At 64.8% G+C, this 21741-nt stretch carries 19 protein-coding genes; 5 read left to right on the top strand and 14 right to left on the bottom strand.

The window, feature by feature from the left end; translation table 11 throughout:
- Together LQ232_RS00180 and purE are read right to left on the bottom strand one after the other, a co-directional pair.
- Window positions 1-1173: a 5-(carboxyamino)imidazole ribonucleotide synthase gene (locus LQ232_RS00180; RefSeq protein WP_230177174.1), complete on the bottom strand. Its 1173-nt coding sequence runs from the start codon at window positions 1171-1173 to the stop codon at window positions 1-3.
- Window positions 1170-1646, bottom strand: a complete 477-nt coding sequence (purE, locus tag LQ232_RS00175) for a 5-(carboxyamino)imidazole ribonucleotide mutase (RefSeq protein WP_230179688.1) — start codon at window positions 1644-1646, stop codon at window positions 1170-1172. Before purE ends, LQ232_RS00180 begins: the two co-directional genes overlap by 4 nt.
- Window positions 1647-1728: 82 nt before the next feature.
- On the opposite strand from purE, the gene LQ232_RS00170 reads away from it, so the two are divergent.
- The 3 genes from LQ232_RS00170 to LQ232_RS00160 are packed head-to-tail and all read left to right on the top strand — an operon-like array spanning window position 1729 to window position 4474.
- Window positions 1729-2700, top strand: coding sequence for a tetratricopeptide repeat protein (locus LQ232_RS00170; protein ID WP_230177166.1), 972 nt, complete (start codon window positions 1729-1731; stop codon window positions 2698-2700).
- Window positions 2701-2720: 20 nt separating this feature from the next.
- Window positions 2721-3626, top strand: a complete 906-nt coding sequence (locus tag LQ232_RS00165; RefSeq protein ID WP_230177157.1) for an alpha/beta fold hydrolase — start codon at window positions 2721-2723, stop codon at window positions 3624-3626.
- Window positions 3623-4474, top strand: coding sequence for a sulfurtransferase (locus LQ232_RS00160; RefSeq protein ID WP_230177155.1), 852 nt, complete (start codon window positions 3623-3625; stop codon window positions 4472-4474). Before LQ232_RS00165 ends, LQ232_RS00160 begins: the two co-directional genes overlap by 4 nt.
- Here LQ232_RS00160 and LQ232_RS00155 read toward each other — a convergent pair whose 3' ends face one another.
- The 9 genes from LQ232_RS00155 to glcE form a co-directional block, all read right to left on the bottom strand.
- On the bottom strand, window positions 4475-5041 hold the full coding sequence (locus LQ232_RS00155; protein ID WP_230177153.1) for an energy transducer TonB: 567 nt from the start codon (window positions 5039-5041) through the stop codon (window positions 4475-4477).
- A gap of 24 nt (window positions 5042-5065) precedes the next feature.
- The gene (locus LQ232_RS00150) at window positions 5066-9322 is read right to left on the bottom strand and encodes a pilus assembly protein (RefSeq protein ID WP_230177150.1); all 4257 of its coding nucleotides are present in this window, start codon (window positions 9320-9322) and stop codon (window positions 5066-5068) included.
- Between the two features lie 25 nt (window positions 9323-9347).
- A complete protein-coding gene (locus tag LQ232_RS00145; protein ID WP_230177148.1) occupies window positions 9348-9932 on the bottom strand; it encodes a hypothetical protein in 585 nt (194 codons plus the stop codon).
- 62 nt (window positions 9933-9994) lie between these two features.
- A complete protein-coding gene (locus tag LQ232_RS00140; RefSeq protein ID WP_230177146.1) occupies window positions 9995-11086 on the bottom strand; it encodes a PilW family protein in 1092 nt (363 codons plus the stop codon).
- On the bottom strand, window positions 11083-11499 hold the full coding sequence (locus LQ232_RS00135; RefSeq protein WP_230177144.1) for a pilus assembly protein PilV: 417 nt from the start codon (window positions 11497-11499) through the stop codon (window positions 11083-11085). Before LQ232_RS00135 ends, LQ232_RS00140 begins: the two co-directional genes overlap by 4 nt.
- Before the next feature lie 5 nt (window positions 11500-11504).
- Window positions 11505-12119, bottom strand: coding sequence for a GspH/FimT family pseudopilin (locus tag LQ232_RS00130; protein ID WP_230177141.1), 615 nt, complete (start codon window positions 12117-12119; stop codon window positions 11505-11507).
- Between the two features lie 2 nt (window positions 12120-12121).
- The gene (locus tag LQ232_RS23515) at window positions 12122-12568 is read right to left on the bottom strand and encodes a type IV pilin protein (RefSeq protein ID WP_305878252.1); all 447 of its coding nucleotides are present in this window, start codon (window positions 12566-12568) and stop codon (window positions 12122-12124) included.
- 293 nt (window positions 12569-12861) lie between these two features.
- Window positions 12862-14133, bottom strand: coding sequence for a glycolate oxidase subunit GlcF (gene glcF, locus LQ232_RS00120; protein WP_230177133.1), 1272 nt, complete (start codon window positions 14131-14133; stop codon window positions 12862-12864).
- The gene (glcE, locus tag LQ232_RS00115) at window positions 14111-15271 is read right to left on the bottom strand and encodes a glycolate oxidase subunit GlcE (RefSeq protein WP_230177131.1); all 1161 of its coding nucleotides are present in this window, start codon (window positions 15269-15271) and stop codon (window positions 14111-14113) included. Before glcE ends, glcF begins: the two co-directional genes overlap by 23 nt.
- 56 nt (window positions 15272-15327) lie before the next feature.
- On the opposite strand from glcE, the gene LQ232_RS00110 reads away from it, so the two are divergent.
- A complete protein-coding gene (locus LQ232_RS00110; protein ID WP_230177129.1) occupies window positions 15328-16173 on the top strand; it encodes a carbon-nitrogen hydrolase family protein in 846 nt (281 codons plus the stop codon).
- 13 nt (window positions 16174-16186) lie between these two features.
- Here the strand turns inward: LQ232_RS00110 and LQ232_RS00105 are convergent, their stop codons facing one another.
- A complete protein-coding gene (locus LQ232_RS00105; RefSeq protein WP_230177127.1) occupies window positions 16187-18322 on the bottom strand; it encodes a TonB-dependent receptor in 2136 nt (711 codons plus the stop codon).
- A 44-nt stretch (window positions 18323-18366) separates the two neighbouring features.
- The gene (locus tag LQ232_RS00100; protein ID WP_230177125.1) at window positions 18367-18741 is read right to left on the bottom strand and encodes a hypothetical protein; all 375 of its coding nucleotides are present in this window, start codon (window positions 18739-18741) and stop codon (window positions 18367-18369) included.
- A 58-nt stretch (window positions 18742-18799) separates the two neighbouring features.
- On the opposite strand from LQ232_RS00100, the gene LQ232_RS00095 reads away from it, so the two are divergent.
- Entirely contained in the window at window positions 18800-19300 is a 501-nt protein-coding gene (locus tag LQ232_RS00095) for an OB-fold putative lipoprotein (RefSeq protein ID WP_230177123.1), read from the top strand.
- Window positions 19301-19400: 100 nt separating this feature from the next.
- Here LQ232_RS00095 and LQ232_RS00090 read toward each other — a convergent pair whose 3' ends face one another.
- Window positions 19401-21716 (bottom strand): IPT/TIG domain-containing protein, encoded by a 2316-nt coding sequence (locus LQ232_RS00090; RefSeq protein ID WP_230177121.1) that lies wholly within the window; start codon window positions 21714-21716, stop codon window positions 19401-19403.
- Window positions 21717-21741: the final 25 nt, after the last annotated feature.

Genomic DNA, 21741 nt, shown 5'->3' with positions numbered 1-21741 from the left:
TTAGAAAGACTCGATGCCAAGGATGGCCGCCGATTTCAAGGCCACATCACGGGCAAGGTCGGCGGTGGCACCGGTCACCGTCAAATGGCCCATCTTGCGGGCCCGGCGCGCGTCCGTTTTGCCATACAGGTGCAGGTGGGTGCCCGGTAAGGCCAGCACCGCGGCCCAGTCGGGCTCGCGTTGCACGGTGGGGGCCGCGTCGTCAAACCAAAGGTCGCCCAACAGGTTGAGCATGAAGCAAGGGCTGTGCAGTTGCGGCGCCACCAGGGGCAGGCGGGTCATGGCACGCACCTGCATCTCGAATTGCGAAACGTCGCAGGCATCGATGGTGTGGTGGCCTGAGTTGTGCGGGCGCGGCGCCATCTCGTTGGCCACCAGGCTGCCGTCCTGCAAGATAAAAAACTCCACGCAGAGCACGCCGACGTAATTCAACGAGGCGGCCAAGGTTTGCGCGGCGTTGATGACCTGCTTGGACAGGGCTTCGCTGACGCCCGGTGCGGGCACCGTGGTCACGGCCAGGATGCCATCGCGGTGCAGGTTGTGCTGGACGGGAAAGTGCACGATCTGGCCATCACGGCCACGCGCCACGATGACGCTGACTTCGAAGTCCAGGGGCAGCATTTTTTCCAGCAAGCAGGGCACACGCTTGAGCTCGTCCCACGCCTGGGCCAGTTCGGCCCGGGTCTTGACGCGGACTTGGCCCTTGCCGTCGTAACCCAGGCGGGCCGTTTTGAGGATGCCGGGCAGCAGGTCATCGCTGATGGCGGCCAGTTGCTCGGGCGTTTCGATCAGGGCGTGGGGCGCGCAGGGCACGCCGCTGGCCACGAAGTGGGCTTTCTCAAGGGCGCGGTCCTGGCAGACCAGCACGGCTGCGCCGGCGGGGGCCACCGGGCGCGTTATCGCCAGGGCATCCAAAGCCTGGGCGGGCACGTTCTCGAACTCGGTGGTGAAGGCCGCGCACAGCTTGGCCAGTTCGGCCAGCGCAGCGGCGTCCAGATAGTCGGCTTTCAGGTGGTGGTGCGACACCAGGCCGGCCGGGCTGGCGGGATCGGGGTCAAGCACCGCCGTGGCATAACCCATGGACTGGGCAGCGTGTACAAACATGCGGCCCAATTGGCCGCCGCCCAGCACGCCCAAAGTAGCGCCGGGCAAGATCACGTCACGCGTCGTCATTGGGGATCCAGGCTCAGGTCTTGGGTCATGTTGCGGGCGACCTCGGTCTGGCGGGCGCGGAACGCCTCCAGGGCATCGCGCAAACCGGCATCGTTCTGGGCCAGCATGGCCACCGCGAACAGGGCCGCGTTGCCAGCACCAGCCGTGCCGATGGCAAAGGTGGCCACGGGGATGCCCTTGGGCATCTGCACGATGGAATGCAGGGAATCGACGCCCTGCAGGTGGCGCGAAGGCACGGGCACACCCAGCACAGGCACCGTGGTCTTGGCCGCCAGCATGCCGGGCAGGTGGGCCGCGCCGCCCGCCCCCGCGATGATGGCCACCAAACCACGCTGGCGCGCCGCCTCGGCATAGGCGAACATGTCGTCGGGCATGCGGTGGGCTGAAACCACCTTCGCCTCGAAGGGGACACCGAACTCGGTGAGAATGTCGGCTGCATGGCGCATCACGTCCCAGTCACTGCTGGAACCCATCACCACGCCAATCAAGGGAGTCGCGTTGTTCACGGCTCGCTCCTCGCTGTAAAACCTGCAATTTTAGGCGCTTGCTGCCACCATGATCGATATCACCCTCGAGAACTTTGAAACCGACCTGCTGGCCGGCTCCACCCAACAGCCCATCTTGCTGGACATCTGGGCCCCTTGGTGCGGCCCGTGCAAGGCGCTGGGCCCGGTGCTGGAAAAGCTTGAGGTCGACTACGCGGGGCGCTTTCAGCTGGCCAAACTGAACGCCGACGAGCAGCAAGAGATCGCCGGCCAGTTGTCCCAGATGTTCGGCGTGCGCTCCATTCCCTTTTGCGTGATGTTCGTGGGCGGCCAGCCGGTGGACGGCTTCGTGGGCGCCTTGCCCGAGGCGCAGATCCGCGAGTTCCTGGACAAGCACGTGCCCAGCGAGGGCGCCCTCACCTCCGAGGCCGAGACCGTGCAAGCCGAGCAACTGGTCGCCGAGGGCGACACCGCCTCCGCGCTTGATCTGCTGGAAGACGCCGTGGCCCGCGACCCCGGCAACGACGAAGCCCGCTACGACCTGATCAAGCTGCTGCTGGCCCAAGGCAACCCTGCTGCAGCGGCCAGCGTGTTCGAGCCGATTGGCGCGCGCGCCACCGGCCTGCTGGCCGAACCCCGCGTGACCGCCTTTGGCCGCTACATCAACGCGGCGCAAACCGCGCCCGACTTGCGGCCGGCCTCGGTGCTGACCGACGCCATTGCCGCCAACAAACGCGACTTCGCCGCCCGCTTCGAGCTGGCGCAACAGCACTTCGCCGTCGGCCTGTTCACCCAGGCCATGGACGAGCTGCTGGAGATCATCATGCGTGACAAGACCTGGTCGGACGAGTTGGCCCGCAAGACCTACGTGGCCATCCTGGAAGTGATGACCAAACCCATTCCCAAGGCCCCCGCCAAACAGGCTGCAGCGGCCCCCACTGACACCAAGGGCAAGCTGGAGATCGCCGGCAAGCACGAGGTCGCCAGCGCCGACCCCGTCATCGACCAGTACCGCCGCAAGCTGAGCATGGCGCTGTTCTGACGCCTTCACGAAAGCCCCGCATGGACATCACCAGCCGCCGCATCACCCTGCCCTCGCTTGACGCGACCCAGCCGCAGGCGTGGCTGGATTGCCGCATGGCCGGCCCGGAGGACGCGCCACTGCTGGTGTTCCTGCATGGGTTTCCGGAAGCCGCCTTTGCCTGGGATGAACTGCTGGCGCACTTTGGCGAGCACTACCGCTGCGTGGCACCCAATCTGCGCGGCTACCCGGGCTCTTACGCGCCCCCCGACGCGAAGGACTACCGCGCGCAATTGGTTGGAGCCGATGTGCTGGGCTTGATCCGGACCCTGGGCGCCCCGGCGACCGCCTTGATCGCGCACGACTGGGGTGGTGCCATCGCCTGGGGCCTGGCCGCCATGGCCCCGCAGATGATGGAGCGCCTGGTGATCCTGAACGCGCCCCACCCGGCCTTGTTCATGAAGGCGCTGCGCCACGACCCCGCGCAACAAGCCGCCAGCGAGTACATGAACCTGCTGCGCCGCCCGGGTGTTGAAGCTTATTTGCAGGCCGATGATTTCGCCAAGATGTGGTCATTCTTCGAGCGCTTTGGCCGCGCCGACTGGCTGACGCCCGAGCTGCGTGAGCAGTACCGCCAGGCCTGGTCAGCCGGCTTGAGCGGACCACTGAACTATTACCGCGCCTCGCCCCTGCACCCGCCCACGGCCCCCACCGACGCGGTCATGCACTTGACGCTGCCCGAGGCGATGCTGCACGTGAACATCCCCACCACCGTGATCTGGGGCGAGGCCGACATGGCCCTGCCGCCCAGTCTGCTGGATGGCCTGGAGGCCTACGTGCCCGACCTGCACATCACGCGCGTGCCGCAGGCCACGCACTGGATCGTGCACGAAGAACCCGCCGCGGTGATCCACGCCCTCCAAGCCGCCTTGAACCGATCCGCATGAACCTCCTTCATCAACACACTTTGATCTCGGCCGCTGAGCTGGTGGCCTTGCTGAAGCAACCGAACAGCGATGTGCTGGTGCTGGATTGCCGCTTCAGCCTCGCTGCACCGCAAGCGGGTCAGCAGGCCTATGCGCAGGGCCATGTGCCGGGCGCCGTGTACGCGAACCTGGACAGCGATCTGTCGGGCCCCAAGACCGGGCTGAACGGCCGCCACCCGCTGCCCCACCCCGATGCGTGGCTGGCCACCTTGCGCGGTTGGGGTTTGCAGCCAGGCACCGAGGTCATTGCCTATGACGACGCTGGGGGCATGTTTGCCGCACGGGCCTGGTGGATGTTGCGCTGGATGGGGCACCCCTTGGTGCGCGTGCTCGATGGCGGCTGGGCCGCCTGGCTGGCACACGGCGGCGCCGTCAGCGCCGAGGCGCCTTCCCGCTCGCCCTCCCAGATCCAGCTGACACCGCACGATGAGCACCTGACCCGCATCGACTTTGTGCAGACCCACCTGGGTAACCGTGGCGCAATGCAGCTGGTCGATGCCCGCGCGCCAGACCGGTTTCGCGGCGAGAACGAAACGCTGGACCCGGTGGGTGGGCACATCCCGGGGGCCATCAACCGTTTTTTTCAGTTGAACCTGGGGGCTGATGGGCGGTTTAAACCGGCGCAGGTGCTGCGCGATGAGTTCACCGCGTTGCTGGGATCACAGCCTGTGGACACCGTGGTGCACCAGTGCGGCTCGGGCGTCACGGCCTGCCACAACCTGCTGGCGATGACGCACGCGGGGCTGGAAGGGTCAAGGCTGTATGCGGGGTCGTGGAGTGAGTGGTGTGCGGATCAGGGAAGGCTTTGATTAGCCTTGCGCCAGGTTGTCAAAATCCACCTCGACCCGGATCAATGATTTGACGATGCGGCCTTTCACCTGGCCGGGCGTGAAGCGGGCATTTTCAAATGTGCTCCGCGCGGCGCGTGCCAGCAGATCGGGCAGTGGCACGCCTTCGAACTCGATGCGGCCCACGCGTCCATCGGCTTCGATGTACAGGTTCAGCACCACGGTGTAATGGGCGTTGTCATTGAAGTCCGACGGGAACGGCAGCAGCACCGGGGCAGTGGGCCTTGGCGCCACCGTCAGCCAGCGGCGCGGCACGTAGCCGTCCAGGTCGATGGCGCTGTCAACATCCTGGGCGGGGGTGTCGGCCGCACCGCCCAATGACGCATCGGAAGTGGCCAGTGCGTTGGCAGTCACATCCCGGCTTGATGACGGAGGCACGGACGCCGCCGACAGCATCCGGACCTGTACCGCATGACCCGACTGGGCCATTGCTTGGGCCGTGCCATCGGCAGGCCGATTGGCCCACGCCAGCACGGCGCCATGCAATGCCACCACCATGACCACACAGGTGCTCAAGCGCTGGTTCATGGCCAAACTCGCCTTGCCATCGCGTCAATTGGTGATCAGCTCTCGCCAGGAGGCGCGCTTGAAGCCACCGCTGCCGGCTTCATCCGGGGCTTTCCCAATGTCTTCATAGGTGATGCTGCCGTCGCGGTACTTGCGCACGCGGATGAGCCGTCCGTTGACCACGATGATGGACTCCCCCACCACGCCCTTGCCAGGCCCAGGACTGATCACCCCGTCGGCGGTCAGCGCAGACCCGGTCAGCATATTGAAGGAGTAGGGGGCCCCGGTTTCACCTGCGGCAGCGCACGTGGCGGTTCCTGGGATGGTCGAACTCGCCGTCAGAACGCCGTATTCAACTTTCATGTCAACCGCGATCCGCTCCTTGCTGTCGGGCAAATCGACGCGCCACCCTCCCACGCCCGCAGCCGACAGGTTGACGGCGTTGTTAGAGACCTTGCGCCGGTTCAAGGCATCGATGGTCACGGTCTGCTGAACCAAGGAACCATTGGCCCGCACATCGCCCCAGTCGGAGGCGGTCAGCGGATCCTTGATGCCGTAGATGGACTGTTGCGTGGCATCCGACTGGTCGGGCGTGCCCAGGTAGCGGCCCGTGCCCACGAACACCATCGGGTACTTGGTCGTCCCGTACTTGGCATAAGACAACCTGGGTTTGGTCGTGATGGGCTGGGGCGTGCTGGCGCTCTGCCCGATCAGGAAAGAGGCCAATCGCTGCGCCTTGCCATTGGGTGCCACCAGGTTGTCGATGTCGAAGCGCCACAAGTTGCCCAGCAGGTCGCCACCGTAAAAGCGGCTGGCCGAGTTGTTGCTGGGGGAGTCGATCCAGGCGTTGAGCTTGGCCAGGCCACTCGGTGTGCCGACCGTGCCCGCTGGCGTGGTACCCGAGGTGTAGGTAGGGATCTTGGAGAGTTGCACGCCTGTGTTGGCATCAAGCACGTACAGGTAGCCATTGCCTGTGTTGTTGTAGCCGGACGCGAACACCACGACCCAAGTGCCATCGGCGCGCTTGGTGATGATGGGATCACCATAGGTCAGGCCCAGGTCCGGGTCCTTGGAGTCCGTGGCGGCGTTGCTGAGCGTGCCCATCGTGAACTCCCACAACAGCGTGGGTGAGGCGGGGTTGGTCACATCCAGCGCGTAGTAGCCCCTGCCGCCCGCGTTCAATCCACCGACCAGGATGGACTTCCAGTTGCCACCCGTTTTGATGTCACCATAAATGGGCGAGCCATCCACGTAGTACTGGTGGTAATTGCCGTAGTAGGTGTTGGCCTGGCGGCCCAGCTTGGGCATGACCGCCGTGGGGATGAAGGCCCACAACTCCGTGCCCAGGTCGGCCCGAGCGCCCGAGAATGCATGCAACATGCCGTCATTGCCGCCCACATAGACCACGGCACGGCGTGCGTCATTGGTGGTTTTGAAGGAAGCGTAGCCCGAGTCGGTGTAGCTGAAGGGCGGCTTGGACACGTACACCGGCTCGCTGTTGATGATGTCGCCCAAAGCGCTGACGCGGCCGCGGAACAAGGGCGTGCTCTTGCTTTCCTCGAAGGTGTCTTCGCCCCGCAACCAGTTCACCAGGTAGCTGCCATTGTTGGCGTAACCCAGTTGCGTGGCTGACAAGCCCGCGCATTGCTGCGGGTAGACGGTGGCGGTGTCCGACACCGTCTTGCCGCAAAAACCGGTGAAGTGGCCCGTCAAGGTATCGTTGGTGAGGTTGCTGAAGTTGAAGGCCACCAGCGACGTCGTGCCCGGCTTGCGGTAGTAGATGTTGCGGCGGTCCGTGGCATTGGCGCCTCGCAGGGCCAGGTTATCAACACCGGCCTGCGCCGTGCCCGACAAAGGCGTGGTGGAGATGGTGCCATCGGCGGCGATCTCGTAGGCGAGCATGTCGCCGGTCCAGTCCACCGTGGTGTAAGCGGTCGAGAACGCCAGGTTGTCGGTGCCCGATGGCCTGGCGCTGCTCAAGGCCAGGGCCGCGCCAGAGCCTGGTGTCTTGCCCATGCCAGCCAGGGCATTGGTCAAGGCCGTCGTCAGGTCGGTGGCGTTGTTGGCGCCGAAGTACTGTCCGCGACCGTTGACGGCCGCATGCCACAGGTCATCCACGGTGGTAACGGAGCCCGAGACAGGTGCCGGCCACGTCAAGTCACCGGAGATCAGCTTGTAGTACGACGAGGTGGCCTGCGTGGCATGGTCCAGGTAGTAGCGGTCGTAGGGCAGCGCGCCGTTGACGCCCAGGCCCAGCGTGAAGGTGGTCATGTGCTGCCAGGTCGCCGTGTCCCGGCCCGAGGCGGTCAACAAGCTGTTGTCGCACACATCGGTGTTCAGGGAGCCGATGCAGTTGCCCAGCACGCTCGTGCGCAGGTCTGTCTGAAAGTAATACTCGGCCACGTCGGCCAGGGTGTTGGAGACGCCGCCAGAGGCACCCACGATTGTTGTCGTGGGGCCGGCAGCCGTGGTTGACAGCGTGACCGCGACCGCAGCACCAGTTGGCGAGGTGACAACGCTGCCCGATGGGAAGATGCCACTCGGGGTCGTCTTCTTGGAGCCGCAGCCACTGCTGAAAGGTGTGCCACTGACCCAGGCCGAGCCCGTCGTCGCGACAGGGGGCGTGGGGCCACTCGTGGACACGGGCGTGGCGACCGGTCCGGTCACGACCGTGGATGTGGACAGCACGCCGTTGGTGTACACGTCCGCAGTGGTGGTGGTGGTGACGTAGTCGGTGGTCACCACTTGCGTTCCACTGGCGGAGGTCGTCACCGTCTGGGTGGTTGTGGTCTCGGGGTAGCCAAAGCAACTGAAGGAATACGCTCCATAGGTGTACAGGTTGCGGGTGTACAGCTGGGACACGGTCACCGGCGTGGTGGTTTCACGGCGTTCCGTGCTGGTACTGACCGTTTGGCGCGTGGCCGATCCGCCGTCGTTGAAGGGCCGCACATCCGCCCCGTCTTGCTGGCCAATGTCGGTGCTCCCATCCAATTGTTTGGGATTGCTGCCATCGTTCCAGTAACCGTCTGTGGAGAGGAAGGCATAGCTGCGCTGACAGGCGTACTGCATGGGGTCGTAGGTCTGCCCTGCCACCTTCTTGGCGAAGTAACGGCCCGCTTTGGACAATGCCGTGCGCAAGGGCGTACCGCCACTTGGCGTGGCGTTGTAGAGCCGCTCCATGAACAAGCCACGCTGGGTGCTGTCGTAGTCTCGAACATTCAAGAAGGCATTGCCTGCCGAGATGGTGGACAGGGTGGTGCTTTCCGTGATGCCCGTGTTATTGATGGTTGAAAAGCCCACGCGGTAACGGCTGGTCAGCGGCTGGAACGCGCGGCCCGCGGCGGTGCGCGTCATCAGCATGCGCGTGCGGTAGTACTGGTACCAGTTGGCGTAGTTTTGCGCCTCGGACGAACCTGCGGTCACCACCACGCCGGTGAACTTGCCATCACCAGTTTCGCCCGAGGGCAGCCCTGGGTGGCTGATGCACTCGTTCTTGAAGGTGGTGTTGCTCACACCGGCAGCGGTGTAAGTCCAACCCATCTTGGTTTCGGCGCCTGTGTACTTGTAGTAGGTGCTGTTGGCCAGGTTGTCCACCTGCAGTTCATTGACCTTCCAGTCGGCCGCCGCATCGGTACCGTTGTAGCTGGTCACGGTGATGGTGATGGTCCGGGTGCACGAGAACAGGCAGATGCCGGCGTTGGCAACGTTGGTGACGGTGCCGATGACCCAATGGTTTTCGTCATTGGCGTCCACGGCGGTGATCACATCGCCCACCGACCAGGGGGGCAAGCCGCCCAGGAAGTTGAAGCCATTGAAGAACCCTGCCAGAAAGCCACTGGTGAACACAAACGATTTGCTGCCCGTGCCCGTGGTGACATTGCTGTCGCTGTAGTACGCCGTGCCGCCGCTCAGCGTGGGGCCAAACCCGTTGGGGTTGGCCGCCGAGAAGTTGGCGTTGGGATAACTGGTGCCATCAGCCTTCAAGGGCGGTGAGTAGGTGAACGTGGGGTCATACGCCACGCCGTTGCACTGGGCGGACTTGTAGCCGTACGTGGTGGTGTAGCTGGAGGCGGCGGTGTTGACATCGTCGGGCATGTAATCCCAACCCATGCTGCCGGAGTTGTCCAGCACGAACAGGATGTTGGGCTTGGTGTTGGAGGACGACAAAGTGGCCAGCGGCTCATTGGCGATGCTGGTGGTGGCCGCCACGGCCTGGGAGTGTGCGCCCAGCATCAGGCTGGACACGGCCAACCAGGCCGCCATCAACCAGGTTCTGGCTTGCATTGAGGTGGGCTTGTTCATGGTGGTCGACCTGTCCTTTCAGACCTTAGTACTGCACGATCGTTTCGGTGAAGCTGGTGGTATCGCGCGAGCCCGTGACCCGCACCACGATTCGAAAATACTGACCCGAGATGCTGCCTGTGCCCGCGCAATTGCCGCCACCCCCCGAGCAGGATCCGTTGTGGGAGGGGTCACCAGAGGACGAGGTCAGTGGTTGCGCGCAGTTGCTGGTGCCAATGGCACCGGCGCTTTGGCACAAGCGGAAGATCACATATTGGGCGGTGTTGCCCGTGCTGACGGCGCCGGAGTTGTGGGGCGTCAAACAGGCGGCCGAGGAGCCCCCGCAGTTGTTGTTGCCCCAGTTGACCAAGGTGCGGGTCGCGGGTGATCCCAATTGCCCGGTCACGTCAAGGTTGACCGGGGCTGTCGCAAAAAAACCATCGCCACTTGCCGAGTTCGCGGTCAGATCGCGGTTCGCCGCGGTCAACCACGTGGTGGCCTCGCGCGTGGCCCGCTCGGCAGCCGCCGTGGCGTCTTGCTGAAAGCCGATGTTGCCCAGGATGCGCGAACCCGAATCCACCGAACGCACCAGGGCGATGGCCGCCAGCATCATGGAGACCAGGGTGATCATGGCAAAAATCAGGGATGCGCCTTTCTGACGGCCCTGGCTGGCGCATGGAGGGTGCTTCATCATCACTGATTCCACACGGTGTTGCGCAGCGGAACCACCGTCTCGAAAACCTTGTAGCGGTAGTAGCGCCAGTTGGTGGTGTCGGAAGGGCTGACGTCCAGCGTCACGCATTTGCTGGAACCATTGCAGGCCACGCTGCCAGTGACGGCTGCCAATGGACCCACATCCCAGACCAAGGCATTGGGCGTGACGGGGTCCTTCTTCAGGTCCTCTCTTTGCGCGCTGCGCGCCACAATCAGCAAGCGGATGTTCTGCACCAGCCGCCAATCGGCGCTGTTGAGGGGGGCCACGGTGTCGTACCTCACCACCGGACCGTTGGCCACCGCCGCCTTGCCATACAGCGCTTTGAGCAACACGATCTGCGAAAACAGGTCACGGGCATTGGTTGCCCCCAGCTCCCGGCCCTGCAAGGTCCAGGTCCCCGGGTTGACCGAGTACACCCGCCGCACTGGCGCGCTGCCCAGGTTGAGCAAGGCACTGCCCGCCGGGTAGCCGATCGCGGGCATGATGAAGGACAGCGCTTGATTCCAGACGCTGGTGTTGGCGTTCTGGATTTGCGTGCTGCTGTCCGACGCCGAACTGGTGGCCTGGAACAACGTGCATTCATTGCTGCCTGCGACCCACGTGGCGGGCACGGCCACCAGCATGTCGCCATTGGCCACGCCCCAGGTCGAGGGCACGGTGAACGACACGTCCGTCTTGGCATGGTCCACCGAGACCTTGATGGGCACCGAGTAGTCGCTGCCCTGGCTGTACAACACGGTCAAGGTGTCCGAAGCCCCACTGGCCCCAAACGTGATGCTCACCGGCACCAGTGGCGCGCTGCTGAGCACGGCGGTGCCATTGTTCTGGGCGGTGGTGGGGCACCCCACGGCGGCCGGCATGGCCGACAAACCATAGCCAGCCATCTGGATGTCTCGCTGCAGTGCGTACAAGGCCAATGCGCCGTTCACCTGGGCATCGCTGCCGCTGGTGCTGGTGCGCTTGTTGCCTTCGGATTGCAGGAACACCTGGGCGATCACCAAGGTGGTCAGCAAGCCCAGGGCCACGGCCACCATCAGCTCGATCAGGGTGAAACCACGCGCGCGCTTCATGATTTGATGCTCGTGGACATCACGTAGCGGTGAGTATCCCCACCAGGGGATTGCCAAGTGATGGTGATGGACACATCGCCCAGCGTGGCCGAAGAAGCGCCCGTGTCCACAGTCACGACCGGCGCAGTGTTGTTGGTGGGCAAGGTTTGCTGCACTTTGGCCAGCCACATATTGCATTGCGTGTTGCTGGCGCAGTTGGCGGTGGTGTAGGCGCTCAAGTTGTTCACATCGCTCCACATCAAGCCCACCAACTCGGTCGCCAGGTAGCTGGCGTCTGTCCTGGCCTTGGCCTCGGTCTGCGCGCGCGTCATGGCCGCCTGCAAGGCAACCAGGGCCACCACGCCCACCGAGAAGATCAGCACGCTGATCAACACCTCGATCAGCATGAAACCGGTTTGCCGAGGTCTGCGCATGGCTTTCAGTTGATGAGCGCGTTGTTGCAGGCGCGGGTGTCGCCGGTGTTGGCGGGGATGGAGGTATCGATGGTGGGATCGCAAAGGCGTCCAATGCCACCGAGGGAAACCTCAACCCGACGTCGGTAAGTGCCATCAGCACTGTTCACCGCGATGATGCGAATGGCTGTGGCGGCGGAGGCGTTGGCGATCTGCCCGAAGCCATTGAAGGTGATGGAGGTGGCCGCGGTGTTGGAGGCATTGATGGCCGAGACGGTCGCGCCGCCCCCCCCGTCGGCCACGGCACCTTTGGCCACCACCATCGGAGACGTGGTGCTCGTTGGGTTGTCATGGCAATGGTTGGTGGGCGCTTCCTGGCTCACCACCCACGAGCCGCTGCTGGAGGACAGCGCGCAGCTGCTGGTCAGGTTTGACACCAGGGAGAAGGTGACCGGCCGGTTCAGGCGCACTGCCTCCATGCGCGCGGTCTGCAAGCCGTTCTGGATGGACTCGGCTGTGTTGCGCACACGGGAATTGCGGATCCAGTCGCCCACGCTGGGCATGGCCGCCGCCATCAGGATGCCCATGATGGCGATGGTGACCACCACCTCGATCATGGAAATGCCACGTTGCGTTTTCATGATCAGCACTCGTCGCCCTTGGACAACCAACATGCCTTGCCGGACACGGTTGCCCCTTTGAAAGTGGTCGTGGCCTTGCCACCTGATTGATCCACCGTGTAGACATGCCCGCTCGCGGCCGTGCCAGTGTTGCCTGTCGCTATGACGGTATACCCGGTGGCCGACGCTGAATCGCACACGAATGTGAAGTACTTATTGGTGGGCATGGGGTTCATGCCGCCACAGGTGGTGCCGCTCCCGTAGTTGCGGTTGTCCTGGTAAAACTGCTCCTGCTTAACTTGTGCACTGGACAGTACCGTGAAGGCTTCTGGCAACGCCCCACGCCGGATGTAGTCCGTGTAAGCCGGATAAGCCACCGACGCCAGAATCCCAATGATCGCCACCACGATCATCAATTCGATCAAGGTGAAACCCCGTGCCACACGGCGAGAAACAGACCAGTTTTTCATCACAAACCCCTCAACTCAGATTGCAGACGCCACCCACGGCTTCCGACTTCTATCGGCATCGGCAGGCGTTACTAAATGTGCGGATGCCTGTCAAAGCGCCAAACGCACCGAGCCGGACCGCCAAACCGGACTTAATTCACGGTTCGCGGACCACCGCACGGCGAATGCCGACCATCACCGTCCTGCGTCAATCGTCGCGCAGGCAGGTTCACCGCGCTGGGGCGAACAAAGCCCCCGGCGGCGGTCTATTTCAAGGTTTGAAAAAAGGCGGGGCGAATGCCCAGCCTGCCGGCTCAGCCCGTCAAGGCCTCATCCAGCAACTCCACCCAGTGCTTGACCGGCGTGGCGGTGCCGCCCTGCAGGTGCGAGATGCACCCGATGTTGGCGCTGGCGATCACCTGGGCGCCCGCGGCCTCCAGGGCTTGCACCTTCTGGTCGCGCAACTGCATCGACATCTCGGGCTGCAAGACGCTGTAAGCACCGCCCGCCCCGCAGCACTGGTGGCTGTCTCGGGCGGCCAAACGCACGTCAAAACCCAACTGGCGCAGCCCGGTTTCGATCGGACCGGGCTTGGCCGCGCTGCTCAGCTTCAGGCTGTGGCTGAGGCTGCACGGGGGGTGAAAGGTGACCGAGCCCAGCGAGCCGATCGGCCGGCGCGCCATGCGCCTCGACAGCATCGGCACCCAGTCGGGCAGCAGCTGGCCCGGGTCGCGCACCAGGTCGCTGACGCGGCGGGCGCGGTCGGCGTACACCGGGTCGTCGGCCAGCAGCTTGCCGTAGTCGCGCGTCCAGGCGCCGCAGCCGGAGGCGTTGACCACGATGGCCTCGATGGGTGTCTGCCCTTCGATCAGCGGCCACCAGGCGTCGATGTTGGTGCGGGCGCGGTTCTTCGCGCCTTCCACGTCGCCCAGGTGCCCCTGGATGGCGCCACAGCAACCCGAGGCCGGCGCCACCACGGCGCGCACGCCCACGGCGTCCATCACCCGGGCGGTTGAAGCATCGATGTGGGGCCGCAAGGCCGGTTGCACGCAACCCTTGAGCATCAGCATCTGGCGGGTGTGCAGGCTCTTCTTCGGATCGGGCCATGCGGCCGGGGGCAACACCGCGCGCTGGGGCACCTTGGCTTGCAGCTTGGCCGGCAACAAGGGCCGCACGGCCTGGCCGAGGCGCAAAGCCGGCGCGAACCAGCGCGAGGGCATCACGGTGCGCAGGGCCCAGCGCATCAGGCGCTCTTGGCGGGGGCGCTCCACGCGCGCGTCCACCGCCGCCTGGCCCACGGCCAGCAGCTCGTGGTACGGCACGCCCGACGGGCAGGTGCTCTCGCAATGGTTGCAGCCAATGCAGCGGTCCAGGTGCGTTTGCGTGGTGCGCGTGGGGGCCTGGCCTTCGAACACCTGCTTCATCAGGTAGATGCGGCCGCGCGGGCCGTCCAGCTCGTTGCCAGTCAGCTTGTAGGTCGGGCAGGTGGCGTTGCAAAAACCGCAGTGCACGCACTGGCGCAGCACCGCCTGGGCCTGCTGGCCTTCGGTGGTGGATTCGAATTCAGGAGACAGCTGGGTTTGCATGAAGGCGACCGGTGTTGAACACCCCGTGGGGGTCGAAGGACTGCTGCACGCGCTGGTGCAACTGGCGCAGCACGGGCGACAGAGCGGCCTCGTGAACCAGGGGCTGAACTTGGTGGCAGACAAAGGGCTGGGCATGGCCACCCGCGCGCGCGGCGGCCTCGAACACCACCGCCGCCGGGGCCGATGTGCACACCCAGCGTTGGGCACCAAACCACTCGGTGAGCTGTTCGCCGGGCAAGCCCAGCGGCGCGGCCGTGGGGGGCACCGACAAGCGCCACAAGCTCACGCCTTGGTGGCCGGATTGGGCCACTGCCTCGCGGGCCCGTTGAAAGAACTCGTCACTGTGATCGCGCAGGCCTTGCCAGAAAGGCTCGGCCGACGGCGCTGCAATCAACTCGCCTTCGCGCTCCAGGCACAGGCGTTGCGCGGCCGACTCCACCGCGGCGCGCGCACCGCGCAGGCGCAGCACCAGCAAGCCATCCCACCAGGCCGAGGCATCCAAAGGCAAGGGCTGCGCCGCCCACTGGTTAACCTGGGCCAAAGCATCCTTCTCGGCCATGTCGATGCGGAGGGTGGCCGTGGCCACGGGTTGGGGCATCACCTTCAAGGTCACGTCCAGGATCACGCCCAGCGTGCCCATGGAGCCGGCCATCAGGCGCGAGAGATCAAAGCCGGCCACGTTCTTCATCACCGAGCCGCCAAAGCGCAGCACTTCGCCTCGGCCATTGAGCACGCCAGCGCCCAGCACGTGGTCGCGCACCGCACCGCGGCTGACGCGGCCGGGGCCACTGAAGCCGCTGGCCACCACGCCGCCAATGGTCGGCCCCAAGCCCTGCGCACCGGGCTGGAAAGACCAGCGCGGTGGCTCAAAGGCCAGGTACTGGCCCCGCTCCATCAACACCGCTTCAATCTCTGACAAAGGCGTGCCGGCGCGGGCCCTGATCACCAGCTCGCTGGGCTCGTACTGTTCGATGCCTTGCCATCCCCGGGTGTCCAGCACCTCGCCCCGCGAGGCATCGCCCAGGAAGTCCTTGCTGCCATGGCCGCGCACGCGCAACACGGCCCCGCGCTGGGCGGCATCGTTCACCTGGTCCACCAGGGTCGTCAATTCAATCGGGGCATGGGCGGCATCGAGCATGATGGGCACAAGGATAACCGTGACAATGGCCCTGCCCCGCCACTACCATCGTGATCATGAAAGTTGCAGCCCTTCAAATGGTGTCCACCCCCCGTGTGGACGAGAACCTGGCCCAGGCGCAAACCCTGATCGCACAAGCCGCGCAAGCCGGCGCCGAGCTGGTGGCCCTGCCCGAATACTTCTGCCTGATGGGCCTGCACGATGCCGACAAGCTGGCCATCGCCGAGCCCCTGGCCGATGCGCTGGCGCCTGACCGCGCGCTCAGCCCCATGCAGGCCACGCTGGCCCAGGCCGCCAAAGCCCATGGCGTGTGGGTGATCGGCGGCACGCTGCCTTTGCAAAGCCACGATGCGCAGCATGTGTTCAACAGCGTGCTGGTGTTCAACCCGCAAGGCGAGCGCGTGGCGCGCTACGACAAGATCCACCTGTTCTGCTTTGACGATGGCCAGCGCCGCTATGACGAATCGGCCACCTTGCTGCCCGGCTCACAGCCCGTGGCCTTCAACGTGACCGACCGGGCAGGTGGCACTTGGCGCGTGGGCTTGTCGGTCTGCTACGACCTGCGCTTTCCCGAGCTGTTCCGCGCCCTGAGCCAAGACCAGCCCTGCGACCTGTTCGTGCTGCCAGCCGCTTTCACGCACACCACAGGCCAAGCCCATTGGGAGCTGCTGCTGCGCGCCCGCGCGGTTGAAAACCTGTGCCATGTGCTGGCCCCCGCGCAAGGCGGTGAGCACGAGAACGGGCGCCGCACCTTCGGCCACTCGATGCTGATCGGGCCCTGGGGCGAGGTGACGGCCGTGCAGCCCGAAGGCCCGGGCGTGGTGCTGGGCGCGCTGGACCGCGCGCGCCAAGCCACGGTGCGCCAGCAGCTGCCGGCGCTCACCCACCGCATGCTGGGTTGATCGCGCAAGCTGGTTAAAAGGCTTTGCTGACCTGCACGCTGAACAAGGCGCTGCGGCCCGGCGATGGTTCGTAGTAACGCCGGTTGCCTTCATTGACGATGACCGAGCCCACCACATGCTGGTCGGTCACGTTGTCGATGCGCAGCAAGGTGTTCACGCGCCAATCGCCAAACGTCTTGACCCAACCGGCACGCAGAGCCCACAGGATGTAGCTGGCCGCCGCTTCGGTGTTGGGGTCATTGGCCCAGATGCGGCCAGTGTGGCGGGCCTCGACGGCCGCGTGCCATGCGGCGCTTGGGCGCCACAGCAGCTCGGCAAAGGTGGTCCGGTCAGGCACACCCGGCAGATCATTGCCCCCAGGGACGGTGGTGGTCGTGCCCATCGCCGTGCTCTGGAATGGATCCCGGTAACGCGCCTGCGTCCAGGCCGCCGATGAATACAAGGACCAGCCCGGCGCCAGTTGCCACTGCAGGGCCGCCTCGGCACCCAATCGCCGCGTCCGGCCCACGTTCTTGTAGGTGGCACGCCCTCCCGCGTTCACGTTCACGGCGATCTCATCATCGGTACGGGTGTTGAACACCGACACGTTCAACAGCCCCTTGCCCGCCAGAGCCTGCTTGAGGCCCAGCTCCAGGTGCTCACCGCGGCTGGCCTTCAAGCCGGTGTTCCAGCCGGTGGCCGTGCCGGAGGTGTCCTGGTAGGCCACCTCGTTGAGGGTGGGGGTTTCAAAGCTGCGACCACCGGTGATGTACAGGTGGGTGCCCTTCACGGGCTTCCACATCAGCGAGGCCACCGGCGTGGTGGCAGAAAACGCCATGCCCCCGCTGTCATCGCCATTGCCGGCCACCACGTAGTGATCCTCAGAGTTGAAGCTCACCCGGCTGTGGCGCACGCCTGCGGCGGCCACCCATTGTTCGCTCAGGTCCCACTGGGCTTGCAAATACTGGTCGAGGTTGCGGGCGCGGTTGTCTTCATCGCGTTTGAGCTCGCCGCGCACGCCCAGCACCGTGCCAACAAAGTTCTCAAAGCCCTGGCGGTGCTCGTCCATCTGGTCAACGTTCACCCCGCCGGTCAGCGAGAAAGGCCGTGATGCCAACTGGGTGCGCCAGGTCAGGCGGGCATCAAGGCCGGCAAATGAGCGCGCCAGGTCGATGATGCCGCCGGGATGGGCCACCGCGTTCTGCGTGCTGTTGGCCGGGATCGCCTGGAACTGCAACGCCTGCCGGGTGCCGGTGTACCCCAGCCAACGCAACTCGCCAAAGCTCAATGGCTTTTCATAGACCACGCCCAGCTGGCTGTTGGCGATGTCCTTGCGGGTGTTGTACAGGTGGGCATTGTCCGTGGCTTGCTGGCGGTTGGCCGCCAACTCTTCCTTGGTCAAACCCAAGGGGTCTTGCACCTCAGGCATGTTCAGGTAACTGCCCACCACCGTCAGCGTCGACCGGTCCTGCAACGACCACTTGAGCTTGGCGTTGACCTGGTCGCGCTGTGCCCCGCTGTGATCGCGAAAGCCCTTGGTTTCAAAGTGGCTGGCATTGATCAGGTAGTTGACCTGCCCGGCCTCTCCGCCCAGCTTGAGGGACTCTCGGTGGAAGCCATCGCGGCTCACGGCATAGCCCATGGTGACTTCAGGTGTGGGCGGGCCGTCTTCGGTGAACACCTGGATCACGCCGCCCGCAGCGTTGCCATACAGGGCTGACATGGGACCACGCAACACCTCGATGCGCTGGGCCGAACCCAGGTCGATCGACGACGCCTGGCCTTGGCCATCGGGCATGGTCAGGGGGATGCCATCGGCATACAGACGCACACCCCGCACACCAAAGGTGGCGCGCGCGCCAAAGCCCCGGCTGGAGATCTGCAGGTCTTGTGCGTAGTTTTGGCGGTTCAGCACCGACAAGCCGGGGACGCGCGTCAGGGCCTCGGACAGGTTGACCAAGGGGCCGGCGCTGCGCAGCGTCTGGCCACTGATGGCATCCACCGAGGCACCGACGTCAAACGTGGCCTGGGGTGTGCGCGTGGCCGTGACCACCACATCGGGCAAGGCCTGCGCGTGCGTGTGGTGCGCCAGGGTGGTCAGCACCGTGCCCAGGGCCAGCGTCATCACAGAGAAGCGGGGTTTGAAGCAAGGGATGTTCAGGGCGGCCATCGCCACCGATCTTACACAGGCGCCTGTTGATCAGGCCAGGGCGCTTACAGGCTGTCGCCAAAATCGGTGTGCACGACCTCGTCCACCTTGGGTCCCAGGGGCTCGCTGCCGAACAGTTGCAGCGAGTAGTTCTTCATCTGGTCGCGCACGTTCTTGCGGTTGAACAGTTTTTGCTGCGCCTCAATGGGCAAGTCCGTGACCATGAGCACATTGCGCTGGATCAGCGCATCGATCAGGTCTTCCAGCACCCGCACCAGGTCGGCGTCCAGGCTGGCAAATTGCCGGGCTGGCTCGTCGCGGTGGTCACCCAGGAAGGCGCGCACCCGGGGATCGTCAGGCGCCACAAAATCAGCGCCGGGTTGCGGTTCGCGGTGCAAGCTGCTGATCTGGCCGTCGGGGGTGAGCAGGACGTAGGGCATGGTGAAACCATTATCGGCACAATGTCAGGCAACTGAAAGCCTGCGAGGTTCTCCACCCATGTCCCCCCCCACAGCATCACCCCTCATCAAGGCCTTTGGCCTGGCCGCGGTCCTTGGTGGGATGCTGTATGTGGGCCATGCCTGGTTGAGTCCAAGGCCGGATGCGGCCACACCAGAGGCCTCATCGGCGCCTGACCGCAGCGCGGTGGCTGAGCCGACCGTGCCCACGCCCGCCAGCACGCCCCCACCTGGGCACCTGAACGCCAAAGAGGTTGCCCAGGCCTATGCCAGCGACCGCGAGGCCGCCAATGCCCGCTTCAAGGGCCAGCGGATGCAGGTCCATGGCGTGGTCAACCAGATCGAGGCCGGCCAAGGGCAGGTGCTGCTGGTCACGCTGGGGGCGGGCGAGTCACACGGCGGGCTGCGCGCCGTGATCGATGGCGGTGCCCAGCCCCTCGCCAGGCAAGCCGTGGTCGGCCAGTCCCTGAATCTGGACTGCCTCAATCAGGGCCTGCTCATGGCCGAGCCTGTGCTGAGCGACTGCCGCCTCCGGCCTTGACCAGCCACGCCCCTTCATGAAAAAAAGGCCGCCGGCTGTGACGCCGACGGCCAAAGATGTCCCGTAGACATCCCAGGAGGAACTCAGGAAATCATGCCGCTCACAGCGTCAGCAGGTACTGAACCAGGTTGCTCACCTCACCGCCCCACTTGGCGCACCAAGGGTGCGGCGACGCAGGCAGGCCGATGGGGCCAGGCGCACCGATCTCGGGGCCGAACTCGCGGCGCAGCTTCTGGTAGTCCCAGTAGTAGTGGCCTTCATCGCCGGGCATGCTCACGAAGTACTTGTGGCGCTCGACGAAGGTGTTGCGCGCATCGGCCGTGGTGTCGAAGATGTTCTTCTTCTTGGCCTTGTACACGCGGAAAACATCGCCCTTGCGGTTCAGGTCAGGGAAGACCGCAGGCTGGTCCGCCGAGCCCAGGGCGGGCCGCGCCGGGGCATGCAGCGTGTAGTACTGCTTGTAAAGGGGCGAGTTCTCGTTGCAGCGGTCGGGGCTGACCAGGTCTTCCAGGTTGCGCACGTGGCCATCGGTGAGCAGGCCACGCGATTGCACCCAGTACAGGTTGCGCAAGAAGGTCACGCGGATGGATTGCTGCTTGTACTGGAAATCCGACGGCGCGAAGAAGCGGCCCACTTCTTTCAAGGGGATCATCTTCTCGTTGGTGTTGGCACCCAGCTTGTCCGAGTGGCACGAAGCACAGGCCTGGTCAAACGCCGCCTTGCCCTGCGCCACATTGGCCACCACACCCGGGTACTTCTGCCAGGTGTTTTGCACGAAAGCGCCTTCGGTGGTGGCGGTGCTGCCCGTCTGTGCCAGCTTGCCGTTGGACTTGAGCCAGCGGAACATGCCGATGTTGCGCAGGTCGTCGTCGTTCTCGTCCAGCACCGACATGTAGGCGGTCAGGGCCTTGAGCGACTTCTGGTCCATCGAGCCCATTGCGCCCTCAGGCTCCTGGGCGTGGATGTAGGAGCCCTCGAACCCGACGTAAGACTCGGTGTGCGACAGCGAGCGGCGGATCGGCAGGTGGTTGGTCACGTTGGGGATGACCATCGGCGAGAACAGGTAGTCGTTGTCGTACTCCGTGCCTTCGCCCGCCTTGCGCGTCATCGTCGATTCGGTGGCGCCGCCGGGCATCAGGTACAGCATCGGTGTCTTGTCCACCTTTTTGGTGCCGGTGGACCACGAAGGACCGGGCTCGTTGTCCACGATGTAGGCGAAGGTGGCGGTGGTGTCCGTGGTCTTGTCGCCCAGCACGGTCCAGCGCTGCGTCCACAGCGGGTTGGGCAGGCCTGGGAAGACCTTGGTCAGGTTGCCATTGCCCTTGCTGTAGCTGATCTTGTAGCCGTGGCACGAAGCGCAGTTGAAGCCGATCCACTTGCCTTTGCCCAGCAGGGGGTGCGAGGATTCGGCGTAACGGTAGCCGACCCAGCCACTGTTGCTGGTGTTGCCGGCCGTGAGCTGCGGCTCCACCAGCAGGAAGCCGGGGATGGGGCTTTCTTGCGGATAGGGATTGAAGTAGACATCGGCGATGGCTTCTTCAGGTACCTGTCCGGCCACCGTCTTGTGGGCGCCAAACAGCAAGGCTGGGTCGGCCACTTTGCGCGTGTAGGGGTCAATGGCTTTGCCACCAAAGATCTTGTCCCACTCCAGGCTCTTGAACTTGTGCGCCACGCCCAGGCCATAGTCGTAAGACCAGAAAACCTGGCGGCCCAGCTTGACCAGCTCCGCGAAGCTGGCGTTGCTCACGTTCACGTCGATGGGCACGATGGCCTTGGTCTCGTCCGTCAAGGTCGAGACAATGTCGCAGTTGGGATTGGCCGGGGCCTCCAGGCGTGTCAGCTGCGCGTCGATCACGTTGTGGGGCTGGCCGGGTTTTCTGATCGACAGGTTGTAGCCCGTGCGCTTTTGCACCTGCAGCTTCAAAGGGCCCTTGCTGACATGGGACGGCACGCGGAACTCGACCCGGGTGTCCGACCAGCTCTGCACATCCTTGGGCCAGCTGCTGCGAACCTTGCCGGTTTCGTAGTTGGCGCTGGCCAGGATGTCAAGCTTTTGCTCATACATCACCAGATCGGTCTCCAGCACACGGCTGTTGCCGATCATGATCTTGCTGAAATCGATGTCGGTGCCGGCACCAAAGCCACTGCCGATCAGCGTGACGGTGTCACCCGGCTTGAGCGCTGGGGCGGCACTGCTGCCCGCCGTCCACACCAGGGCACCGTTGACCAGCATCTGCTGGACCACCGGCTGCGCGAAGTTCTGGGCCGAGGCGGCGCGTTGTTGCTCACGCGCAGCGTTGAAGGCGCACACCAGCTCCTGGTCCGGGAAGTTGGGGACCGCCTGGCTGAGAGGTGCGCACAAGGCCAGGGACAGCAGCCCCAGCCTGGGCATCACCTTGTGCGATTGGTTGACCATGACATACCCCCGATCCAGCGTTCAA

The sequence above is a fragment of the Aquabacterium sp. CECT 9606 genome (assembly GCF_918741295.1).
Classification (GTDB): Bacteria; Pseudomonadota; Gammaproteobacteria; order Burkholderiales; family Burkholderiaceae_C; genus Aquabacterium.
This window is presented reverse-complemented; position numbering and strand designations above follow the sequence as displayed.

Bases quoted from the DNA above. Each gene is read 5' to 3' on its own strand.
- LQ232_RS00090 (WP_230177121.1), bottom strand. From the start codon at position 21,716: ATGGTCAACCAATCGCACAAGGTGATGCCCAGGCTGGGGCTGCTGTCC.
- purE (WP_230179688.1), bottom strand. From the start codon at position 1,646: ATGGGTTCCAGCAGTGACTGGGACGTGATGCGCCATGCAGCCGACATT.
- LQ232_RS00110 (WP_230177129.1), top strand. From the start codon at position 15,328: ATGAAAGTTGCAGCCCTTCAAATGGTGTCCACCCCCCGTGTGGACGAG.
- LQ232_RS00130 (WP_230177141.1), bottom strand. From the start codon at position 12,119: ATGAAAACGCAACGTGGCATTTCCATGATCGAGGTGGTGGTCACCATC.
- LQ232_RS00180 (WP_230177174.1), bottom strand. From the start codon at position 1,173: ATGACGACGCGTGACGTGATCTTGCCCGGCGCTACTTTGGGCGTGCTG.
- LQ232_RS00100 (WP_230177125.1), bottom strand. From the start codon at position 18,741: ATGCCCTACGTCCTGCTCACCCCCGACGGCCAGATCAGCAGCTTGCAC.
- glcF (WP_230177133.1), bottom strand. From the start codon at position 14,133: ATGCAAACCCAGCTGTCTCCTGAATTCGAATCCACCACCGAAGGCCAG.
- LQ232_RS00135 (WP_230177144.1), bottom strand. From the start codon at position 11,499: ATGCGCAGACCTCGGCAAACCGGTTTCATGCTGATCGAGGTGTTGATC.
- LQ232_RS00170 (WP_230177166.1), top strand. From the start codon at position 1,729: ATGATCGATATCACCCTCGAGAACTTTGAAACCGACCTGCTGGCCGGC.
- glcE (WP_230177131.1), bottom strand. From the start codon at position 15,271: ATGCTCGATGCCGCCCATGCCCCGATTGAATTGACGACCCTGGTGGAC.
- LQ232_RS23515 (WP_305878252.1), bottom strand. From the start codon at position 12,568: ATGAAAAACTGGTCTGTTTCTCGCCGTGTGGCACGGGGTTTCACCTTG.
- LQ232_RS00145 (WP_230177148.1), bottom strand. From the start codon at position 9,932: ATGATCACCCTGGTCTCCATGATGCTGGCGGCCATCGCCCTGGTGCGT.
- LQ232_RS00105 (WP_230177127.1), bottom strand. From the start codon at position 18,322: ATGGCCGCCCTGAACATCCCTTGCTTCAAACCCCGCTTCTCTGTGATG.
- LQ232_RS00160 (WP_230177155.1), top strand. From the start codon at position 3,623: ATGAACCTCCTTCATCAACACACTTTGATCTCGGCCGCTGAGCTGGTG.
- LQ232_RS00165 (WP_230177157.1), top strand. From the start codon at position 2,721: ATGGACATCACCAGCCGCCGCATCACCCTGCCCTCGCTTGACGCGACC.
- LQ232_RS00150 (WP_230177150.1), bottom strand. From the start codon at position 9,322: ATGAACAAGCCCACCTCAATGCAAGCCAGAACCTGGTTGATGGCGGCC.
- LQ232_RS00140 (WP_230177146.1), bottom strand. From the start codon at position 11,086: ATGAAGCGCGCGCGTGGTTTCACCCTGATCGAGCTGATGGTGGCCGTG.
- LQ232_RS00095 (WP_230177123.1), top strand. From the start codon at position 18,800: ATGTCCCCCCCCACAGCATCACCCCTCATCAAGGCCTTTGGCCTGGCC.
- LQ232_RS00155 (WP_230177153.1), bottom strand. From the start codon at position 5,041: ATGAACCAGCGCTTGAGCACCTGTGTGGTCATGGTGGTGGCATTGCAT.